Annotated in this window: 22 protein-coding genes, 1 tRNA gene and 1 pseudogene; 7 read left to right on the top strand and 17 right to left on the bottom strand. The window is 46.1% G+C overall.

Features of this window, described 5'->3' with window-relative positions:
• Positions 1–291 precede the first annotated feature (291 nt).
• Positions 292–771 (bottom strand): NUDIX domain-containing protein, encoded by a 480-nt coding sequence (locus tag QUB12_RS16510; RefSeq protein ID WP_333143065.1) that lies wholly within the window; start codon positions 769–771, stop codon positions 292–294.
• A 152-nt stretch (positions 772–923) separates the two neighbouring features.
• Between QUB12_RS16510 and QUB12_RS16515 the strand changes: the two genes are divergently transcribed.
• The 3 genes from QUB12_RS16515 (at position 924) to QUB12_RS16525 (ending at position 2,452) form a co-directional block, all read left to right on the top strand.
• Positions 924–1,625 (top strand): alpha/beta fold hydrolase, encoded by a 702-nt coding sequence (locus QUB12_RS16515; protein ID WP_333143066.1) that lies wholly within the window; start codon positions 924–926, stop codon positions 1,623–1,625.
• 330 nt (positions 1,626–1,955) lie between these two features.
• Entirely contained in the window at positions 1,956–2,171 is a 216-nt protein-coding gene (locus QUB12_RS16520; protein WP_333287015.1) for a hypothetical protein, read from the top strand.
• A 50-nt stretch (positions 2,172–2,221) separates the two neighbouring features.
• On the top strand, positions 2,222–2,452 hold the full coding sequence (locus tag QUB12_RS16525) for a type II toxin-antitoxin system Phd/YefM family antitoxin (protein WP_333287017.1): 231 nt from the start codon (positions 2,222–2,224) through the stop codon (positions 2,450–2,452).
• Positions 2,453–2,490: 38 nt separating this feature from the next.
• Here the strand turns inward: QUB12_RS16525 and QUB12_RS16530 are convergent, their stop codons facing one another.
• Positions 2,491–2,751, bottom strand: a complete 261-nt coding sequence (locus tag QUB12_RS16530; protein ID WP_333287018.1) for a hypothetical protein — start codon at positions 2,749–2,751, stop codon at positions 2,491–2,493.
• A gap of 13 nt (positions 2,752–2,764) precedes the next feature.
• Positions 2,765–3,061: a flavoredoxin gene (locus QUB12_RS16535; protein ID WP_333287020.1), complete on the bottom strand. Its 297-nt coding sequence runs from the start codon at positions 3,059–3,061 to the stop codon at positions 2,765–2,767.
• Between the two features lie 306 nt (positions 3,062–3,367).
• On the opposite strand from QUB12_RS16535, the pseudogene QUB12_RS16540 reads away from it, so the two are divergent.
• A pseudogene (locus QUB12_RS16540) lies at positions 3,368–3,784 on the top strand (XisH family protein).
• Positions 3,772–4,107: a XisI protein gene (locus tag QUB12_RS16545; protein WP_333287022.1), complete on the top strand. Its 336-nt coding sequence runs from the start codon at positions 3,772–3,774 to the stop codon at positions 4,105–4,107. Before QUB12_RS16540 ends, QUB12_RS16545 begins: the two are co-directional and overlap by 13 nt.
• A 2-nt stretch (positions 4,108–4,109) precedes the next feature.
• Here QUB12_RS16545 and QUB12_RS16550 read toward each other — a convergent pair whose 3' ends face one another.
• The 5 genes from QUB12_RS16550 to QUB12_RS16570 form a co-directional block, all read right to left on the bottom strand.
• Positions 4,110–4,265 carry a hypothetical protein gene (locus QUB12_RS16550; RefSeq protein WP_333307676.1) on the bottom strand — a complete coding sequence of 52 codons (156 nt, stop codon included), beginning with the start codon at positions 4,263–4,265 and terminating at the stop codon, positions 4,110–4,112.
• Positions 4,262–4,681, bottom strand: coding sequence for a hypothetical protein (locus QUB12_RS16555; RefSeq protein ID WP_333143073.1), 420 nt, complete (start codon positions 4,679–4,681; stop codon positions 4,262–4,264). Before QUB12_RS16555 ends, QUB12_RS16550 begins: the two co-directional genes overlap by 4 nt.
• The gene (locus tag QUB12_RS16560; RefSeq protein ID WP_333287026.1) at positions 4,674–4,934 is read right to left on the bottom strand and encodes a hypothetical protein; all 261 of its coding nucleotides are present in this window, start codon (positions 4,932–4,934) and stop codon (positions 4,674–4,676) included. The genes QUB12_RS16555 and QUB12_RS16560 overlap by 8 nt, the downstream gene beginning before the upstream one ends.
• Before the next feature lie 222 nt (positions 4,935–5,156).
• Positions 5,157–5,507 carry a hypothetical protein gene (locus tag QUB12_RS16565; RefSeq protein ID WP_333246884.1) on the bottom strand — a complete coding sequence of 117 codons (351 nt, stop codon included), beginning with the start codon at positions 5,505–5,507 and terminating at the stop codon, positions 5,157–5,159.
• A 50-nt stretch (positions 5,508–5,557) separates the two neighbouring features.
• On the bottom strand, positions 5,558–6,040 hold the full coding sequence (locus QUB12_RS16570) for a tetratricopeptide repeat protein (protein ID WP_333287028.1): 483 nt from the start codon (positions 6,038–6,040) through the stop codon (positions 5,558–5,560).
• Positions 6,041–6,237: 197 nt separating this feature from the next.
• Between QUB12_RS16570 and QUB12_RS16575 the strand changes: the two genes are divergently transcribed.
• Positions 6,238–7,617 carry an ATP-binding protein gene (locus QUB12_RS16575; RefSeq protein ID WP_333307679.1) on the top strand — a complete coding sequence of 460 codons (1,380 nt, stop codon included), beginning with the start codon at positions 6,238–6,240 and terminating at the stop codon, positions 7,615–7,617.
• 471 nt (positions 7,618–8,088) lie between these two features.
• Here the strand turns inward: QUB12_RS16575 and QUB12_RS16580 are convergent, their stop codons facing one another.
• The 3 genes from QUB12_RS16580 to QUB12_RS16590 all read right to left on the bottom strand — a co-directional run bounded on the left by QUB12_RS16580 (position 8,089) and on the right by QUB12_RS16590 (position 10,424).
• On the bottom strand, positions 8,089–9,042 hold the full coding sequence (locus tag QUB12_RS16580; RefSeq protein WP_333143078.1) for a nucleotidyl transferase AbiEii/AbiGii toxin family protein: 954 nt from the start codon (positions 9,040–9,042) through the stop codon (positions 8,089–8,091).
• A 2-nt stretch (positions 9,043–9,044) separates the two neighbouring features.
• Complete coding sequence (locus tag QUB12_RS16585) at positions 9,045–9,761, bottom strand: DUF6088 family protein (RefSeq protein WP_333143079.1); 717 nt, start codon at positions 9,759–9,761, stop codon at positions 9,045–9,047.
• Between the two features lie 468 nt (positions 9,762–10,229).
• The gene (locus tag QUB12_RS16590; RefSeq protein WP_333143080.1) at positions 10,230–10,424 is read right to left on the bottom strand and encodes a hypothetical protein; all 195 of its coding nucleotides are present in this window, start codon (positions 10,422–10,424) and stop codon (positions 10,230–10,232) included.
• On the opposite strand from QUB12_RS16590, the gene QUB12_RS16595 reads away from it, so the two are divergent.
• Complete coding sequence (locus QUB12_RS16595) at positions 10,423–10,764, top strand: DUF433 domain-containing protein (protein ID WP_333143081.1); 342 nt, start codon at positions 10,423–10,425, stop codon at positions 10,762–10,764. The two genes, QUB12_RS16590 and QUB12_RS16595, sit on opposite strands and share 2 nt — an antisense overlap.
• Positions 10,765–10,809: 45 nt before the next feature.
• On the opposite strand, the gene QUB12_RS16600 is transcribed toward QUB12_RS16595, so the two are convergent.
• The 6 genes from QUB12_RS16600 to QUB12_RS16625 all read right to left on the bottom strand — a co-directional run bounded on the left by QUB12_RS16600 (position 10,810) and on the right by QUB12_RS16625 (position 16,422).
• Complete coding sequence (locus QUB12_RS16600; protein WP_333143082.1) at positions 10,810–11,448, bottom strand: type I restriction endonuclease; 639 nt, start codon at positions 11,446–11,448, stop codon at positions 10,810–10,812.
• A gap of 312 nt (positions 11,449–11,760) precedes the next feature.
• Entirely contained in the window at positions 11,761–12,840 is a 1,080-nt protein-coding gene (fba, locus tag QUB12_RS16605; protein WP_006633469.1) for a class II fructose-bisphosphate aldolase, read from the bottom strand.
• Between the two features lie 192 nt (positions 12,841–13,032).
• Positions 13,033–13,104 (bottom strand) — tRNA-Lys (locus tag QUB12_RS16610).
• Positions 13,105–13,172: 68 nt separating this feature from the next.
• Positions 13,173–14,042 carry an aldose epimerase family protein gene (locus QUB12_RS16615; protein WP_445252038.1) on the bottom strand — a complete coding sequence of 290 codons (870 nt, stop codon included), beginning with the start codon at positions 14,040–14,042 and terminating at the stop codon, positions 13,173–13,175.
• Between the two features lie 133 nt (positions 14,043–14,175).
• Complete coding sequence (locus QUB12_RS16620; protein ID WP_333307681.1) at positions 14,176–16,254, bottom strand: CapA family protein; 2,079 nt, start codon at positions 16,252–16,254, stop codon at positions 14,176–14,178.
• A 12-nt stretch (positions 16,255–16,266) separates the two neighbouring features.
• Positions 16,267–16,422 (bottom strand): hypothetical protein, encoded by a 156-nt coding sequence (locus QUB12_RS16625; protein WP_158307982.1) that lies wholly within the window; start codon positions 16,420–16,422, stop codon positions 16,267–16,269.
• Positions 16,423–16,610: the final 188 nt, after the last annotated feature.

Consider the following 16,610-nt stretch of genomic DNA (forward strand, 5'->3'; position numbering starts at 1 on the left):
TTTATTAAACACGATCGACAAGTTCGATGGATCGGCGTTTCCAATTCGGTTACGCCATCAAAAAACTGATCGAGTGGCTGTCAGCCCAGCCCGCAGTCCCTCGGTAGCCCCGCCCCAAAATGAGTACAAGCCCCCGACACTAGCGTCAGGGTCGATTCTACAAATTGTAAATTAAAGTTCCTGCTCCCTGATTCACTGCGCTGCAAGTAAATCTAAAATCGTAAGGGCGATCGCACTCACGCCGAAGTCTCAAATCGAAAATCCAAAATCCCAAATCCAAAATCGATGGATTCACCAGCGATAGCGGTAATTTTTAAAAGGAGCTCCCTCGATGGTGAGCAAGTCGATGGGATAAATTGGAGCGCCGCTTGCCATATATTGAAACATTTCCCGAACTTCCTCTCCCCGCAACGACAACTGGTCTAATTCCTTGAGAGAATACCAGCCAGCGCACAAAGTATGCTCATCCGGCTTGCTCTTGGGCGGCGTCTTATCTTCTGGACGAGCAACAAAAATGACTCGGAGGCGCACATTGCCCCTAGGCATCACTGTGTGTTCTACCCGGAGAATTCCCTCAACGATGATGGAAATGCCCGCTTCCTCAAAGGTATTACGCATAGCAGCTTCGAGCAAAGTCTCCCCTTTTTCCACTCGCCCTGCTGGCAGATACCACTGCTGCTCGTACTTGCGCTCTTGTACCAGTAGAAAACGGTCTTCTAAGTGAACGACAACTAGGGTAAAATACCATGTTTGAATCGGCTCGCGAGCCATAGAAGTAGATATTCCCTAAGCAAAAGGTTTAACGAGTGGCAGATGTTAGCAATCCAAAGGATGCTTCGGCAAGTGTCTTTGAACTTGAAAAACAGATCGTAGCACTCCGGCCGCAAAATCTAAAATCTAAAATCTAAAATCTAAAATTGACGATGCCATTACCAACCGTGATTTTACCAGGATATTTTGCTGCTGCTTCCGACTATCGGGAATTAGAAAAGTCTCTGGTCGATCGAGGTTTCCCAACAGTAACAGTGCCTCTGGGCAAGGGAGATTGGTTGCCGACTTTTGGCGGGCGGTCGATGGTGCCAATTTTGCGACAGCTCGATCGCACGGTCAAACAAATGTTACAGCAATACGGCGTTCCGCAGATCAATCTCGTCGGTCATTCCGCCGGCGGCTGGATTTCTCGCATCTATTTGGGCGAAAAGCCTTACACGATTCACGGCGACGTGCTTGAGGATGCGGGTTTGTGGGAAGCTCACCCTTATGTGAATACTTTAATCACTTTAGGCACGCCGCACGTCTCTCAAGAGCGCTGGACGCGCAAAAATCTAGATTTTGTCAAAATTCACTATCCGGGGGCTTTTCACCCGCAGGTGCGCTACGTGTGCGCTGCTGGGAAGGCTGTTTTTGGCAAGCGCGGTTTTGGGACTTGGCTGGCTTATAAAAGTTATGAGTTGACTGTGGGGAAGGGCGAAACTTGGGGAGATGGAATTACGCCGGTGGAAGCTGCTGTTTTGGACGGGGCTGAAAATTTGGTGTTGGAGGGGGTTTGGCATTCGCCTCGTTCTCCGGGGAAGTGGTACGGTTCGCCGGAGGTTTTGCCGGCTTGGATTGGGTATTTGTGTTAGAAATGAACCGCGAAGACGCGAAGGACGCGAAGGAAGAAGCAGAAGGTTTAAGGGGCGGATTTAGTTAAAATTTGATATTAAGCTGTTCTACATCTAAATTGCATTTTTTGTGCGGGCGAGACGCCCACCCCACAAGAACTTTATCAAATTTTGACTGTGTAGTTTAAATGCAGAACAGCTTAGGAGCGAGTTTAATGCGACAAAACTCGCTCCCGTGATGCTATGTTTACTTGAATTTTTATGGCTAACTGAATAGATTAAAAAAATATTTTATGTGGCATCATCGGTAAGATTCAGAAGTCACGGCGAACCACACAATCAAATTATACGTTGGCTGGGGTGGAATTGGGCGAAAATGCTACTGTGCGCTTGGACGCAGATAACGAATTTCAGCCTGATGCTTTGTTGAGAATTGATGCGGGAGGTCGATCGCAAATTAGGGATGATGATTATGTGCGATCGCACTCCGTAGAATCATCGCAGTGTTTGGTATTTGGTGTGAGGGGCGAGCGTTTTTTTTTCACTCAAGCATCGCTTTCCGTCTAATCCTCGCATTATCATAGTAGAAATAGAATAAGATTGTGAAAGGTCAACAAATGGCACAAATTACCACGACTGAATTACCTCAAACCCTCCAGACTCTACTTATAGAGGTCGAACGTACCAAAACCCCTCTAACCGTCATCCATGAAGGAAAAGCATTAGTGATTATTTATCCTGCGACCACCCAAGCTCAACGCCCCACCTTTGGTGCAATGAAAGGAAGCGGTGAAATATTAGGAGATTTAATTGCTCCTGTCGCTGAACTGTGGGAAGTTTTGGAATGAAACTTTTACTTGATACCCGCATTTAGCTAGCGATCGCACTAGACTGTTGCTTGAACAAGCATATCCTCTACCTGCCTAATTTGCTTCCAATCAATTACTGCAACCCAAAGACTTTCCTCTTCTGAATATTGCACTACGCCATCGACTTCTAACTCTTCGTTATACAATGCTAAAAATTTGCCATCTTCCAACTTAATATTTTGGCGACTCAAATCTTCAATCGTACCAACGCAATTTAGGCGAAGGCGACCTTGTTCATCCGCATTATGAAAGTCTGCAAAGATTCTGGGATATTTCATATTTTTACTTTACTCAGGATGATTGTTGTGATGGATTAGGAATCGTTGGTGTCAGCAGCAGACTTGCTTGTTCTGGTGTTAAGCCAGTTAATGTTGCATGATTTGGACTTCGGCCAGAAGTACGGATGACATCTCCATCGGACGATCGAACCTCACCCACTGTGGTCACACCAACTTGTCCATGAGGGATTGTCTCTGCTAACTCTGCTACAGATAATCCTACTGCACATTCTACAGAAATTCCCGTGATGCCGCTGGGGTAAGTTGCCGTGCTGCGTTTAATATCTTCGCTTGCGATTACGACCCCCACGAACTACTAAGGGCTCGTGTGGAATTCTTTCCACAAGTGTAGGCTGTTTGATTTAAGTACGCGCTATACTTTAGCAGAAATCTTTGTCCATAGGGCGATCGATCTTTTGTTTAACTCAAGCATCGCACTCTGTACAATCATCGCACTGTTTAGTATTTGCTGTGAAGGGCGATCGCACTCTCTTGGACAAACCTTACGAGAGGGATCTCGCACGCGAGGTTTGATTTGGTGAGTCAACAATTTGAACTGCACTCACACATCTCAATTAATGCCACTATAATTATAATTGTTTGTCATCAGGGCTTTATGTCAGCAAAGGATAAATTTCATGATGTTGTGAAGATTGCGTTGCAAAAGGACGGTTGGCAGATTACAGATGACCCACTTTCCATCAGTGTGGGTGGAGTTGATATGTTAATCGATCTGGGGGCGGAACGTCTGCTGGCAGCCCAACGGCAGGGCGAGAAAATTGCTGTATAAATCAAGAGCTTTTTGAATACTTCACCGATAACAGATTTTCATTTAGCGGTTGGACAATTTATCAACTACCGTATAGCACTCAAGTTTAAAGACCCCCAACGTCAGCTATTTTTGGCAATTCCTTTGACGGCGTATAACGATTTCTTCAAGCGAGAATTTACAACCGCTGTTGTGGAAGATTACCAGTTAAAATTATTGGTTTATGACGTAGAAGAAGAGGTAATAGTTTTATGGAAAAAATAGAAAAGTATCGGGATTGTATCAAACAAATTCTCACGAAATATGCTGCCTACAAGCCTTCTTATGGAGAAGTGGATGTGCAAGTTGTTTTTGACACAGAACACAATCATTATCAAGTTGTTCGAGTGGGTTGGGATAACAAACAGCGAGTTTACGGTTGTCCTATACATCTCGATATTAAGGATGACAAAATCTGGATTCAGCAGAATGGAACAGAAATCGATTTAGGGCAAGAGCTGGTTAATATAGGTGTGCCGAAGTCGGACATTGTGGTTGGGTTTCATCCACCTTATATGCGTCAGTTCACAGAATTTGCAGTGAGTTAAAACTAACGTTGATGCTTTTGGTTGCAGACATCGATCGCTCTTGATGCGTGATGGGGCGATCGCTCATCAGAAAAAACAAAGGGCGATCGCTCTTTCATTTTAGGCGATCGGTCATCAGAAACAAGAAAGGGCGATCGCATATTGGTTAAACAATTCATTTTTCTCTTGGGTAAAGCTCAAAAGCTAACTCGTGACGAAAAAAACAGACATTAAACTCCGAGAAAAAGTTGAGGTGTCCAAGGATTACAGGTGCATCTGTCGAACGAGTCCAAGCGAATGCCAGCAAGAGCGACGAAAACTGAGCAACTGTAGCCGAAAGCACCAATCCCCGCGCCTCACTGTGAGCCAAATTCCCACTCAATTGAATAGGAACGGTTTGCTGTTCCCATGTTGCCCCTAGTTGTAGACCAATCTGATAAGGCAAAACGTTGACACTTGCACCCGTATCCAACAATGCCATCACTTCTACGGAGTTGCTGCCGTTGGAGAGAGTGATTGGCAAATATGGCATGATACTCGATCGCCCAAGGCTATCAATTCGCTCTATAAATGGAAATCGCTGACTATTAAGCATGAGCTGATTCTTGGGCGGCAAGTAGAAGTTCTGATAATGCTTGAACTGATTCTCGATCGGCCTGTGGAGACCATACAACTGCACTCGTTGATGCTAGTTGATTCAAAAGTATATTTTCTGAATTAGTATCTTCAGCCAATTCTAGGCTGCATCCTTGTTCCTTGGCAACTGCAAGTAGGAGAAAGTGAATGAGTCGCAGTTTATCTTGATGAGATAATTGATCGACGCTGGCTAAAAGCTCGCTGAGAGGCATATCGCTTGTTTAAGATTACATACATTTATTTTAGCCTTTAAACTCGTGTTTTAATGGCGATCTGCCTTTCTTTTGCTGGGGCGATTCCCTATGGGATAGCTACGCTTCACGCCTAGAGTGCAACCATAGCCCTTTGAAATGGTGGAAATCGCTCAGAGTGTGAGTGGAAAAAGAGGTTGGGTAACACGAGGGTTAATAGAATATGCTTGGTGGGCGATCGTGCTAGACTCCTTGTGGAAATTGCTCTGGATTGTTATCTCTCAGGGCTTCTCTTAGTTGAGATATGGTTTCTCTATTATGTGACTCCAAAATGATATTAACAACGAAGCTGTGATTCCGCACAACCTCCTTTTTTATTTCCATAACTCTTGCTTCAAAAGAGAAAGATTGGTTTTGTAATGTATCATCTGTTCTAACTCCTACCCTCCATTTCTCGATATGAACGACATCTCCTTGAGATAAATTGGGATCAAAAGTATAGGAATCGACTAGAAGTTCGCCTCCTTTTCCTTCATTTTCAAGGTTTGTAAGTAACCACAGCCTGTAAGAAATTTCACTAATTGGTTGACACATAATTACCACTTTCAGTATTTTTGAGATAGACAGCTTTCAGTCAACTCGATTCAGTTATGTGCTTCCTGAAAAGCTTGAATTGCAAGCCTTTGTTGTTCTTCAGAAAGGTAATTGATTGATGTAAGCAGTGCAGTTTCTAGTAAGTCATCACCGTACACACTATGATTGATTCCTCCCACTATCGGATTAAAGGTGAACTGTCCCTTCTCGTATGCAGAAAGAAAACGACGATAGCTAGAAATAGCTCCTTGATAGTCACCAGTCTCAATGCTAGTGCTGCCTATAGAAAGGAAAGCTTTTCCATAGTCAGGAAACTTCTGGATAATTTCTTCATATTGCTTGATTGCATCCTGCAATCTTCCTAACCTCTTGAGAGTGCCAGCACGATTGTTGTAATACATTGGCTTATTACCATCGACTGCTATAGCTTGATCGTAGAGGTATAAAGCATCCTGAAACCTTCCCATTCTTGCATTTACATTTCCTTGGTAGTACAAGAGTTCTGCCTTAGCTACGCTCTCATAGCTTGTCATGGTAAACACCTTTATTTATGCTTTGTAGTTCTCCTAATTATCCTTATAAATTAAAACTTTGTCTAGTCAAAAAATGTTCTATTTTGCAGACAATTTTCTCCTGCTTTCATTTTGTCTTATCTAGTTTTGTACGAAAATGTACTAAAAAGCCGGAAATCTAAGCTACAATACACAAAACTCTCGCATCTCCCTGCCAGATGAATCTTAAAGAAATGTTAAATGTCGCCGATCGCATAGTTTTCGAGAAAACAGGTCAGCACCTTGACGATTTACAAGCAGCGGTACTGCGGGGAACTATACAACGCGAGAAATACAAAGAAATAGCGAAAGATTTTGACTGTTCGGAAAGTCGCATCAGGGAAATCGGATCGGAATTATGGCAGATACTTTCAGAAGAGTTGGGAGAAGATGTTAATAAAACAAATTTTAGATCGGCAATGGAGAGGTTGGAAGTTTCAATATATTCAAACGTTGCACAAGAAGAATCGGTGCAAATTAACAGCGTTAACATCTGTGGAGAAGCTAGACACCCGCCAAATATCCCAAACTCAAACCCACCAAATCAGGAAACATCTAACCCACAACAAACTAAAACTCTACATCAAGATTTAAGCGAAATGCCAGAGGTGGGCGATTTCTACTCGCGCACGCCCGAACTCCAAACCCTCACCACCTGGATTCTACAACAACACTGCCGCCTCATCACCCTCACCGGCATCAGCGGTATCGGCAAAACATCCCTAGCAGTACAACTCGTACAACAAATTAAAGACGAGTTTGAGTACGCAGTTTGGTACACACTAGACGAATTCCCCACCCTAGAAAAATTTAAATCTAACCTAATACAGCTTTTTTCCCATTCCGAAAAACAAGATTCATCCCCAACAAACCAGAAACCCTTACCGCTGATTAAGTATTTACAAAACCATCGCTGTTTAATAGTCTTAGATGACGTTCACCACCTTTTCTGTAGCGGCGAATTTGCAGGAAAATATAAACCAGAATCCCAAGAATATCGCACCTTATTCAAACAAATAGAAAAATTATCCCATCAAAGCTGCTGTATGTTAATCGGTTGGGAACAACCGAGAGAAGTGACTCAAGTTAAAAGCCAAAATACTTCTATTCGCACCTTACAACTCCAAGGTTTAGACATCGCCGCCGGACGGGAAATACTCAGAGATTATGGGTTAGAAGAAAGCGACAACAGTGAAGCACTCATTCATCGCTACCAAGGCAACCCCCTATGGTTAAAAAGCGTGGCGAATCTGATTCAAGACTTGGGAGGAGGCGTGACAGAGTTATTACCAAATGATACGATATTGTTGCCGGAAGATTTGAAAGATGTTTTACAGCAACAGTTCGATCGCCTATCCGAACTAGAAAAACAAGTAATCTCCTTGTTAGCGAAAGAAAGCCAGCCCATCAACCGGGCAAAATTGCTAGAAAATGACAGAATTCCGGCTTCAGATTTGCTAAATGCCTTGCAATCTCTATCGCGGCGCTCCTGGATAGAACAACAAGCAAATTTTTACACTCTGCCGCCAGTAATCAGGGAATATATCAAAGGGTTATAACCCAATACGCTTGGGTTAAAACTATTTATTCCGGGCGAGATCCCCTAAATCCCCCTGATTGTTGGGGGACGCAAGAGTAATTTCTTGTCCCACCCCCTAAGCTGTGGAGCATTTAAACCAGTAACGAGGCTAGTAGGGTGCGTCAGAAGCGAACCCTTACGCTGAAACGGAAAACCTTAGATGCTGACGCACCTTACGCAAGTCCTTTAAATGCCGAACAGCTTACTCCCCTTCGTAGGGGCGGTGTCAAGAGTGCCCGCCCTAGGCTAGGGGGGATCGAGCTTAACTGAACCGTATTGGGTTATAACTGGCATCTTGCAGCAATATCAATAAGAGGATTTTTCGTGGGGTCGGGCGGGTTTATAGAACCTATTTGCAAGCTTTAAGGCTGTTGGCGAACCCGCCCCTACGGCTAATTGAGAATGGTGCAACATCTCAGTTATAACCAACGATATGCTTCAGGCTCAACAGTCAAAGCCGATCGCGAAATTCTTCAAAACAAGCTTCAATTTCCCCCCATGATGGATAATTTCCATAGCAGAGTCTACCGCACTGCTGTTCGTATTCTCTAGCAATAGTTTGACGCAGTTCTCCTGTTGGGAAGAGAGCCGAACTGTTGGAAAAATTCATCGCTGACGGCGGCTGATAATCTGGGAAGTGTTCGCGGCTAATGCGATCGCAATCCTCTTTAATCTGGCTGTATTCATCAGTTTGGAACATTTGGCGCACTTCGGAATTTTGAGCTAAACAAAACAGGTCGTAGTAATGTCTGGCGTAGATTCCAATTGATTGCCCATCCTGCTGAATCTTCACTACTTTAGAGTGAATTGCAAACAGTTTCTCAACAAAGGTACGCCGAAAGTCCAGCAATAGCATAGAGAAAGGCAATTCATCTTCAGTATCAAGACTCTGCCCAATTTCACGCAGAAATTCAGCCACATAGGAAGACAGTTGTACAGTCTGCGTAGGATAAGTGCCGCTGCGAGTTCCCATTTCTAAGAATACACGATTGGCGATCGCCTGATTGCCCGAAAATTGCTGAGTGTAGCTGAAATAGCTATTGCGAAAAACCCCCCGCTTCCGCTTGGACGAATCAGGTTCTAGCGTCAAAGCAGGATGCTCTCCCACAGCACTTTCGATTGCTGCTAATTCTTTGTCAATTCTGTTTGCACCAAGGGGAGGAACGAATGCCTGTTTGTTCAAAAACAGATCGATATCCTCCGAGAATCGTTCTATCACTTTCCACCCCTTCGAGAGGCTGGTTCCGCCTTTAAAAATGACTTGAGTACGCCACTGATTCGCCACAATTCGCAGCGCCGAGGTGACATAGTAATCTTTCTCGATGAATTGTTCGGTGAGTCCAAAGCGATCGAAATGTTCCCTAGCTGCGATGACAGCATCGCGGAAATCAGGATGTTCAAACATTTTCACTCGGCTTGCCACTCCTTGGCATAACTCAGATTGCTGAATTTACCAAAATCAAACCGAGAGACTGGATTTAGGCTTTTTCGGAGTTTTTCTAGCTCTTTAACACTCTTTCTGAGTTCCTGTCCGATCGCACCCAGCATAGCTCGTACTCGCGGCGGTTCCGCATCTGCAACTGCAAGCAAACGTTCAAAGCGAGATCCTTCTCGAAAATAGTCTAGCAACCTTTGCTTAGTCTCCGTCAGAGACAACTCGCTCAACTTACCCCTAGACCTTAAAAAATCAAGCATTGCTGCATCAGTCGCTTCTAAGCGATTCCAAGTTTCAGGTCTGCGAGTGTGGATTCGGGCGCGAGAACCAATTATAGTGCGGGGGACACTGTTCGCTGAGGTAGCAAATTCACCTTGAATTGCGTTTTGAGTGGTAAACCCTAATAAATTAGCCGCACTCAGTCCAGCCGGATGCAAGTTTTGTTTTGTCAGCAGTTTTTGGATATCGCTTGGAGAGGGACGACTGCGACCAAATCGAGTCGGGCGCGATCGATAGTATAGTCCTTTGCTGACTCGCTCCAAAATTCCGTTTTCCGCCATTCGGGAAAGTGCTTTGCTGACCGCAGTTGACGGCAGGTTAGAAAAGTCAGAGTGCCGCCAATAGCCTTCTGGCCGTTCCTCAATCTGTCTGCGAATTAACTCTGCTGTGTTGACTTGACTCCTTTTCATCAGAATTATGGGTTTGAAACCCCGTCCTTCGTAGGACGGCTTTACATTGAAGTGAATCCCCTTGAGGGGCCGGGGAGGTATGGTTGCCTCCCCGCCGGGATATGGTTGTCCCGTTCTCCTTTCGGAGTAAAGTTAGCTTGTCGGTCAATGTTTAGTGAGCTTGTTAGGCCCAAAGCACTGTAAAGCGTGACCTTAGAACTGTTTAACTCTCAGCGACAGAGCAGGGGACTAGCTACGCATCAAGCGGGTGTCGTGACTCAAAAAACGTAGTCCGCGAAGGACTTAGGCTGGTCAGAATGGCTTGTTAGATTTCTCCTTCAAGCCTCATGCCTTTAGGCTGAGGTTCCTGACCCCTTGAATCCCAGGTCAGGGTCTTAATCCCATTATTCTCACCACTTTCTAAATTGTCAAGTTTTTGTGGCAAAAAACTTGACAAATAACCTGGATTATCTGCTGCGTTATAGTACCCTAGAACATTTCAAAGCTTGAGTTGTGCAAGCAAGCGTATGGGGAGGGCGATCGCCCGTGCAGTGTAATGGATACAACCATTGCTTGCATTCCCCGCGCTTCACCCAAATTACTAGAAGTGGCAATGGGCGATCGGGTAAATGGGGCGATCGGTTCGATAGAATGATCGGTAGTCGCAATTCCATTGTTTGCCATGACGCTGAAAGAATTAGAGCCTCAACTGCGGGCACTCTCTGACGACGAAAAAGCTCAAGTCGTTCAACTCCTATCCCAAGGCAAAATCACTCCTTGGCGCGGTATTGAAAAAAGGGCTGATGTTTGTGGCGGGAGTGCCTGCATTGCTGGAACTCGCATCACCGTTTGGGGACTTGTAGAAGCTCGTCGCATTGGCTATAGCGAAGCTGATTTACTCACAAGCTATCTATCGCTATCTGCGACTGATATTGCTAACGCTTGGGCATACGCCGAAGCTTTCTCCGATGAAATTGAAACAGAAATTCGGGAAAACGATGAAGTGATGGACGAGGATTTGTAGCAGATGGCACGTCTCTATGCCGATGAGCAATACCTTCACCTTAACTTAGACGGTAGTGATGCCTTGCCCTAAATGCTTCAAGACTTGAAAAGCAGATCGCAATTCACTTCGCACAGTATAAATCGAAAATGCCCGCGATAACCCGTATTCGGGTGTAGGTTGATCCCTGAGTTTCACAAACAACACATCATCGCCATTCGTCAACATACCAAATCTCGGTTTATCCAAATCAGGATTTGCCATCATGTATGCTAATGCTTGGGGTAATGCCGATCTCGTCGCAATCGTAGTCTTCTTACACTCCAAAACCATTACCCAAAGCTGATTCTGTAAAATCAAGATATCAATTCGTCCGCGCAGGGTTTCTTCCCCATCATCGATCGCAATTTCAATCGCAGCTTCAGCCTTCATCCTGAAAGGTGGATCGTAGAATCCCGCCAGTTCTAACAAAGGTGATGCCACCAACAATGTCACTGCCCCTTCTAACAATTCTCCATCGGCTCTATGATATAGCAATCTACGTCGTAGCGTATCCAAAGCAGTCTGTTCAGAATCGCTGAGACTTGGCAATTGGGTTTGCCACTCTGTAAAAAAAGCCTCATCCTCAGTTCGGCTCAAATTCAACCTTGATTCAGCCTCCTCTTGGCTTTTAATAGCTTCTGTAACTGCAATAACCTTTGCCATTCGTTCACCTTTGATTCAAACGGTTGAATTTCCAAGGAAAATTAGCTTCATTGTAAGCAAAAATAGGGAAACTGCTATAGCGATCGCAGTTTTCAATATCATATGAATTCCGGTTGAATTGGAATGATTAAACCGCAGAGGACACAGAGAACACAGAGTCAGAGAACAGAGAGATGAATAATTCCTATGCTACCGGATTTGATATCACTTCTATTGATTTGTGTCCAAAAACAAAAACCGGGCAACTTCAAAGCTACCCGGCAATCCTAACTTTAGACCTCAGACAAATCTAAAATCTAAAACCTAAAATTCTTAAACAGCCACAGTCTTCTTAGCAGAAGAGCTCAATTCGCCCTTAGCATACTTAGCTGCAAAATCATCCAAAGACACTTGCTTAATCTTTGTACCGTGACCGGCGCAACCGAAAGAGTTGTAACGATCGCTACAAACCTTCTGCATATACTTGATCGACGGCTTCAAGAAGTGGCGGGGGTCAAACTCATCGGGCTTCGCAAACAAAGCTTCGCGTACTGCAGCGGTAATCGCCAAACGGTTGTCAGTATCGATATTGATCTTGCGAACACCGCACTTAATGCCCTTTTGGATTTCTTCCACAGGTACGCCGTAGGTTTCGCGGATTTTGCCGCCGTTGCTGTTGATGATTTCCAACAATTCTTGGGGCACAGAAGAAGAACCGTGCATTACCAAGTGAGTATTCGGCAAGCGGCGGTGAATTTCTTCAATGCGGCTGATTGCCAAAATTTCGCCAGTCGGCTTGCGAGTGAACTTGTAAGCGCCGTGAGAAGTGCCGATCGCGACTGCTAGAGCATCAACGCCGGTTTGCTCAACGAAATCCACAGCTTGTTCAGGATCTGTCAGCAACTGATCGTGAGAAAGCGCACCTTCAAAGCCGTGGCCGTCTTCTGCTTCGCCCATCCCTGTTTCCAGAGAACCCAAGCAACCCAGTTCGCCTTCAACGCTAACGCCGATCGAATGAGCAACATTCACCACATCGCGAGTAACTTGAACATTGTACTCGTAGCTAGCGGGAGTCTTAGCATCTGCTTCCAGAGAACCGTCCATCATCACGCTGGTGAAACCTTGGCGCATGGCAGAATAGCAAGTGCCGGGGGCATTGCCGTGGTCTTGGTGCATGGAAATGGGAATGTGAGGATAGGTTTCAACTGCTGCCAAAATCAAGTGGCGCAGGAAATTTTCGCCAGCGTAGGAGCGAGCGCCGCGAGAAGCTTGCAGAATCACAGGGCTGTTGGTTTCGTCAGCAGCGCGCATGATCGCTTGGATTTGCTCCATGTTGTTGACGTTGTAAGCCGGTAGGCCGTAACCATTTTCAGCCGCGTGGTCGAGCAGCAATCGCATAGGTACAAGCGCCATAGATATTCCTCCTAATTATTTGTGATTTTTGGGCAGTGAATTTTGGACAAGCTCAATTCTTACGATAATCTTAAGACAATTTGCCACCGATCGCGCACTATCTTTCCAGATTTACTAAAAAGTTCAACAAACAAAATTTTGAGTTCCAAGCATTCCACTCAAAACTCAAACTTTTTAACTCACAAATTTTTATGGGTCGCCCGGGATTTGAACCCGAGACCAATCGGTTAAAAGCCGAATGCTCTACCGCTGAGCTAGCGACCCGCGAAAACATTGTTACCGCACACAATTTCTAATAGTAGCACCCCTCATTTGAAATAGCAAGTGTTTTGTTAAATAAAATTTGCAGTCATGCGAACCAGCATCTCGCAAGTCGCTCCCGGCTGCAAATAAATCAAGTGTTCGCCAGTGTTGAGGGCATTTCGAGGAGCAGTCCAAGGTTCCAAACAGTAAAAATCCTTGCCCTTCACCATCCAGAAAACCAACTTCCCATAGCTGGAGTTGTAACTGAGGGTGAGCCGCAAGCCGCTCGCCGCGTCAGTGACAGTAGCAGCAAGACCAGTGAGCTCGTCAAAGGAAACATCAATTTCATCCAGCGTCTCGTCAAAAACCCCTGTGAAATAACCCTTTTGGTGGGTGTTGTGATCTCTGTACTGCATCCCCGGAATCTCAAAGCGGAGCTTAGATTTGTCCGTCGCCAAAAAGTAGGGATGCAAACCACTAGAAAACGGCATGGGTTCGTCAGACAGATTGGTATAGCGCTGAAAAATTTCCAAAGAATTGCCTTTAATCTGATATGTGAAGGCTAGTTGGAAATCAAAGGGATAAACAGCCAGCGTCTTGTCGCTGCTGTCGAGAATCAGCGTCAGAGCCGCGCAACCCTCCGTAACTTGTTCGCCTATTGTCCAAGGCAAGTCACGAGCAAAGCCGTGCTGTTTGAGCTTACGATCCACTCCCTTGTGGGTGTAAGTATTCTCGGGGAGATTGCTGCAGATGGGAAACAGGATGGGAATCCCGCCACGTACAGTTAGATCGGGATTGGCGAACCGTTCCGCGTCCAAATAGAAGATTTCTTTGCCTTCAACCAGCCAGCTAGTGGCAATACCGCCCCGTTCCGGCACAACTTCTAGAGTAGAGTTAGCGGTTTCGTCGGAGAGGATATAGGTTTTGTACTGCTTTTGCTTGAGCGCGATCGCAAACACATTTGTCATTGGTAGTAGGTCATTGATCATTGGTTGTCAGTAAGTCGATCGTTAATAATTGGTCGCTAGTATGTTGATGTTCACCCATTACCGCCCCTATCCTCCCCGGCATCCTCGCTCCGGCCGCCACCGGCTAACCAATGCTCCTAGCTATAGGGGGCAGGGCGATCCGCTGCTTGGAGCGGTTGCTGCTGGTAGCTGGAACGATCGCTGAGGTCGGCTGCCCTTTGAGTGCGACTTCAAAAGATACTGGCCGACTGGGGGGAAGATAGCTTTGGGGACTCGGCACTGCTCCTTGACTGGGAGATGGGGGCGAAATAAACGGCTCTTTGATGAATGGCTCTTTTGTAAACGGATCTGGTTCCCGGCTGGGATTTTGAGGTTGAGTGGGGTAGATGCGCGGCGGCAAATTTTGATTCGGAGGTGGGTTTGATTCAATTGCAGGCCCCGTCCCGTTCGGGAAAAATGAGGAGTTGTCCGGCTGTTGGGGCGCAGCCGGCAAAGCCGGCAAAATCAAAGTAGGTTTGGGTTGTCCGGGGCCTTGCTGATTGCGTTCACCGGAGGCTCCCCCGGAACCTCGCCCGGGCTGGTATGTACCGCTCTTGGCTGCTCCTGGCAAGGGAGAATTTGGAGTTTTTGATGCCGATCCTGGCTGGACTAGGGAATCGAGAACTACAGAAGATGGCATCGGTCGATCGAAAATACTAGAAATTTGCTCGACCCGTTTGAGGATGCGATCTGCTGCTGCTCCCTTCACCACCTTCGGCTGAAACTTTTTCACCTCCACAGGCAGAAACTCTACCTTCATATTCCTGTCTTTGAGCGATACTTTCAGGACTGCGGTATCGTAATCCCTGCGAGCATTCGGGCCGAATATAAAATTACCCAGCGAGTAAACTATCGGGCGGCCCTTATAAATTTCTGCACCTTGCAGTACCTGGGGATGGTGTCCCACTACCAAATCAGCTCCTTGGTTGATCGTGAACCGAGCCAAATCAATCTGCCAGTCCCCCGGATAATCTGCCAATTCGACTCCCCAGTGGTAATTAACAATAATCCAGTCTACCTGACCCCTAAGAGCTCGAATATCCTCGGCCACGCGATTGTTGCGGCGGGGATTAGTGCCCGCTTTCCCTTGGTCGGCGACGTTAAGCTCGGCATCGTAATAACCGAGGTAGGCAATCCGCTGACCCTTAACTTCAATAATATCTGGACGCCTCGCTTCTTTAATATCTCTGCCGGCTCCCAGGTGTTGAATCCCACTATTATCTAGAGTATTCATAGTCTCCACCAGCCCCGGTTCCTCGTAATCCATAGCGCGGCTATTTGCCAGATTGACAATATCCACTCCTCCGGCTGTTAATACTTTCACCGATTCTGGATCGGCTTTAAAATTTAATTGTTTTTTGCCAGAGCCCAATGTAGAGCGAGTCAGGGAGTTTTCTAGGTTAACCATCGCCACATCTGCTTGCCGGTACTCGTCCATATTGGCGAAAGCCCATTGGTGATCGTTGGCAGCAGATGCTCCGAGCGCATCCGATAGATTCACATTTCCTCCGAACATCAGCGTTACTGTTGGGTCGTAAGGATTAGCAACTTGCTTTTGCTGTACTACTGGTACTACTTCTAAGGCCGCTTGCACCGTATCCGCACGTTTTGGAGGCGGCCCCGAAATTACAGCAGCTTGCTGGTAGCCGGATACGGGAGATACTGACTGCAGGGTCAGAGCTTCGTGGTAGCTGACCCAACACCCTAAAATAAATGAGGCAAGTGCCGATCCCACTAGCAGCAGAGAACGATACGTTTTAAATTTAACCCAATCGACGACCGGTAGGGAACGGTAACGCCGCCGCTGGCGGTTTGCCGGAGTCACAATTCGCACTGACTGTTTCCAGAGAATGTCTGCATCCCCAGCCAAGCGCGCGTGAATTCGCACTCCTTCTACTGCTGGCGAGTTGAGTCTCCAGAGTTGGTGGCAAATAAATTTGACTAAGCCTTCCCGGAGAGTGCTCCCCAGTAATGTAGTATCTGGCGCAAATTCGCGCTGGAATTCTACGATGATTTGGACGCAGCCGGCCTGAGCCTGTTCGACGCGGGCATAAATCCCTTCGGGGCGCAGCAAGCTGTCAATCCAGTAATTCAGGGCTTGAAAGTTGCCCGATCGCGCTAGTTCCAAGATAGACGGCTGCGACCAATTTTCTGCGTACACCATCAATTAGCCTCCTTAATACGCACGAGCGATGACTCCAATTTGTTTTGAACGGAACCGCAATTCTTTTAGCTTAACCGCCACAGGTTCCGCTGCCCGTTTTGAAGCTAGTTGTTGGCCGCCACCATTTTCTACATTTAGGGGCTGCCTGCTGTCAGTGATTTTTATCACACTCCGAACAATCGATTTTAAATTTTAGATTTTAGATTTTAGATTGAGTTCACATAGGGTACTGGGGGGTACAAATAACCTCCCAACAAGAGGTTTCTGGGGGAATTGAGACATAAGAGAGCGAGATATCTGAGGCAGAGTCTGTTTTTATTGTCGCTGTTTGAGTGTCGCTTTAGAGCTTTCGTTTC

It is taken from the genome of Microcoleus sp. B7-D4 (assembly GCF_036705125.1).
Lineage (GTDB): Bacteria > Cyanobacteriota > Cyanobacteriia > Cyanobacteriales > Microcoleaceae > Microcoleus.

Bases quoted from the DNA above. Each gene is read 5' to 3' on its own strand.
- QUB12_RS16600 (WP_333143082.1), bottom strand. From the start codon at position 11,448: ATGGCAAAGGTTATTGCAGTTACAGAAGCTATTAAAAGCCAAGAGGAG.
- QUB12_RS16515 (WP_333143066.1), top strand. From the start codon at position 924: ATGCCATTACCAACCGTGATTTTACCAGGATATTTTGCTGCTGCTTCC.
- QUB12_RS16545 (WP_333287022.1), top strand. From the start codon at position 3,772: ATGGAAAAAATAGAAAAGTATCGGGATTGTATCAAACAAATTCTCACG.
- QUB12_RS16580 (WP_333143078.1), bottom strand. From the start codon at position 9,042: ATGTTTGAACATCCTGATTTCCGCGATGCTGTCATCGCAGCTAGGGAA.
- QUB12_RS16590 (WP_333143080.1), bottom strand. From the start codon at position 10,424: ATGGCAAACAATGGAATTGCGACTACCGATCATTCTATCGAACCGATC.
- QUB12_RS16570 (WP_333287028.1), bottom strand. From the start codon at position 6,040: ATGACAAGCTATGAGAGCGTAGCTAAGGCAGAACTCTTGTACTACCAA.
- QUB12_RS16560 (WP_333287026.1), bottom strand. From the start codon at position 4,934: ATGCCTCTCAGCGAGCTTTTAGCCAGCGTCGATCAATTATCTCATCAA.
- QUB12_RS16555 (WP_333143073.1), bottom strand. From the start codon at position 4,681: ATGCTTAATAGTCAGCGATTTCCATTTATAGAGCGAATTGATAGCCTT.
- QUB12_RS16510 (WP_333143065.1), bottom strand. From the start codon at position 771: ATGGCTCGCGAGCCGATTCAAACATGGTATTTTACCCTAGTTGTCGTT.
- QUB12_RS16550 (WP_333307676.1), bottom strand. From the start codon at position 4,265: ATGAATTGTTTAACCAATATGCGATCGCCCTTTCTTGTTTCTGATGAC.
- fba (WP_006633469.1), bottom strand. From the start codon at position 12,840: ATGGCGCTTGTACCTATGCGATTGCTGCTCGACCACGCGGCTGAAAAT.
- QUB12_RS16525 (WP_333287017.1), top strand. From the start codon at position 2,222: ATGGCACAAATTACCACGACTGAATTACCTCAAACCCTCCAGACTCTA.
- QUB12_RS16585 (WP_333143079.1), bottom strand. From the start codon at position 9,761: ATGAAAAGGAGTCAAGTCAACACAGCAGAGTTAATTCGCAGACAGATT.
- QUB12_RS16575 (WP_333307679.1), top strand. From the start codon at position 6,238: ATGAATCTTAAAGAAATGTTAAATGTCGCCGATCGCATAGTTTTCGAG.
- QUB12_RS16530 (WP_333287018.1), bottom strand. From the start codon at position 2,751: ATGAAATATCCCAGAATCTTTGCAGACTTTCATAATGCGGATGAACAA.
- QUB12_RS16595 (WP_333143081.1), top strand. From the start codon at position 10,423: ATGACGCTGAAAGAATTAGAGCCTCAACTGCGGGCACTCTCTGACGAC.
- QUB12_RS16620 (WP_333307681.1), bottom strand. From the start codon at position 16,254: ATGGTGTACGCAGAAAATTGGTCGCAGCCGTCTATCTTGGAACTAGCG.
- QUB12_RS16565 (WP_333246884.1), bottom strand. From the start codon at position 5,507: ATGTGTCAACCAATTAGTGAAATTTCTTACAGGCTGTGGTTACTTACA.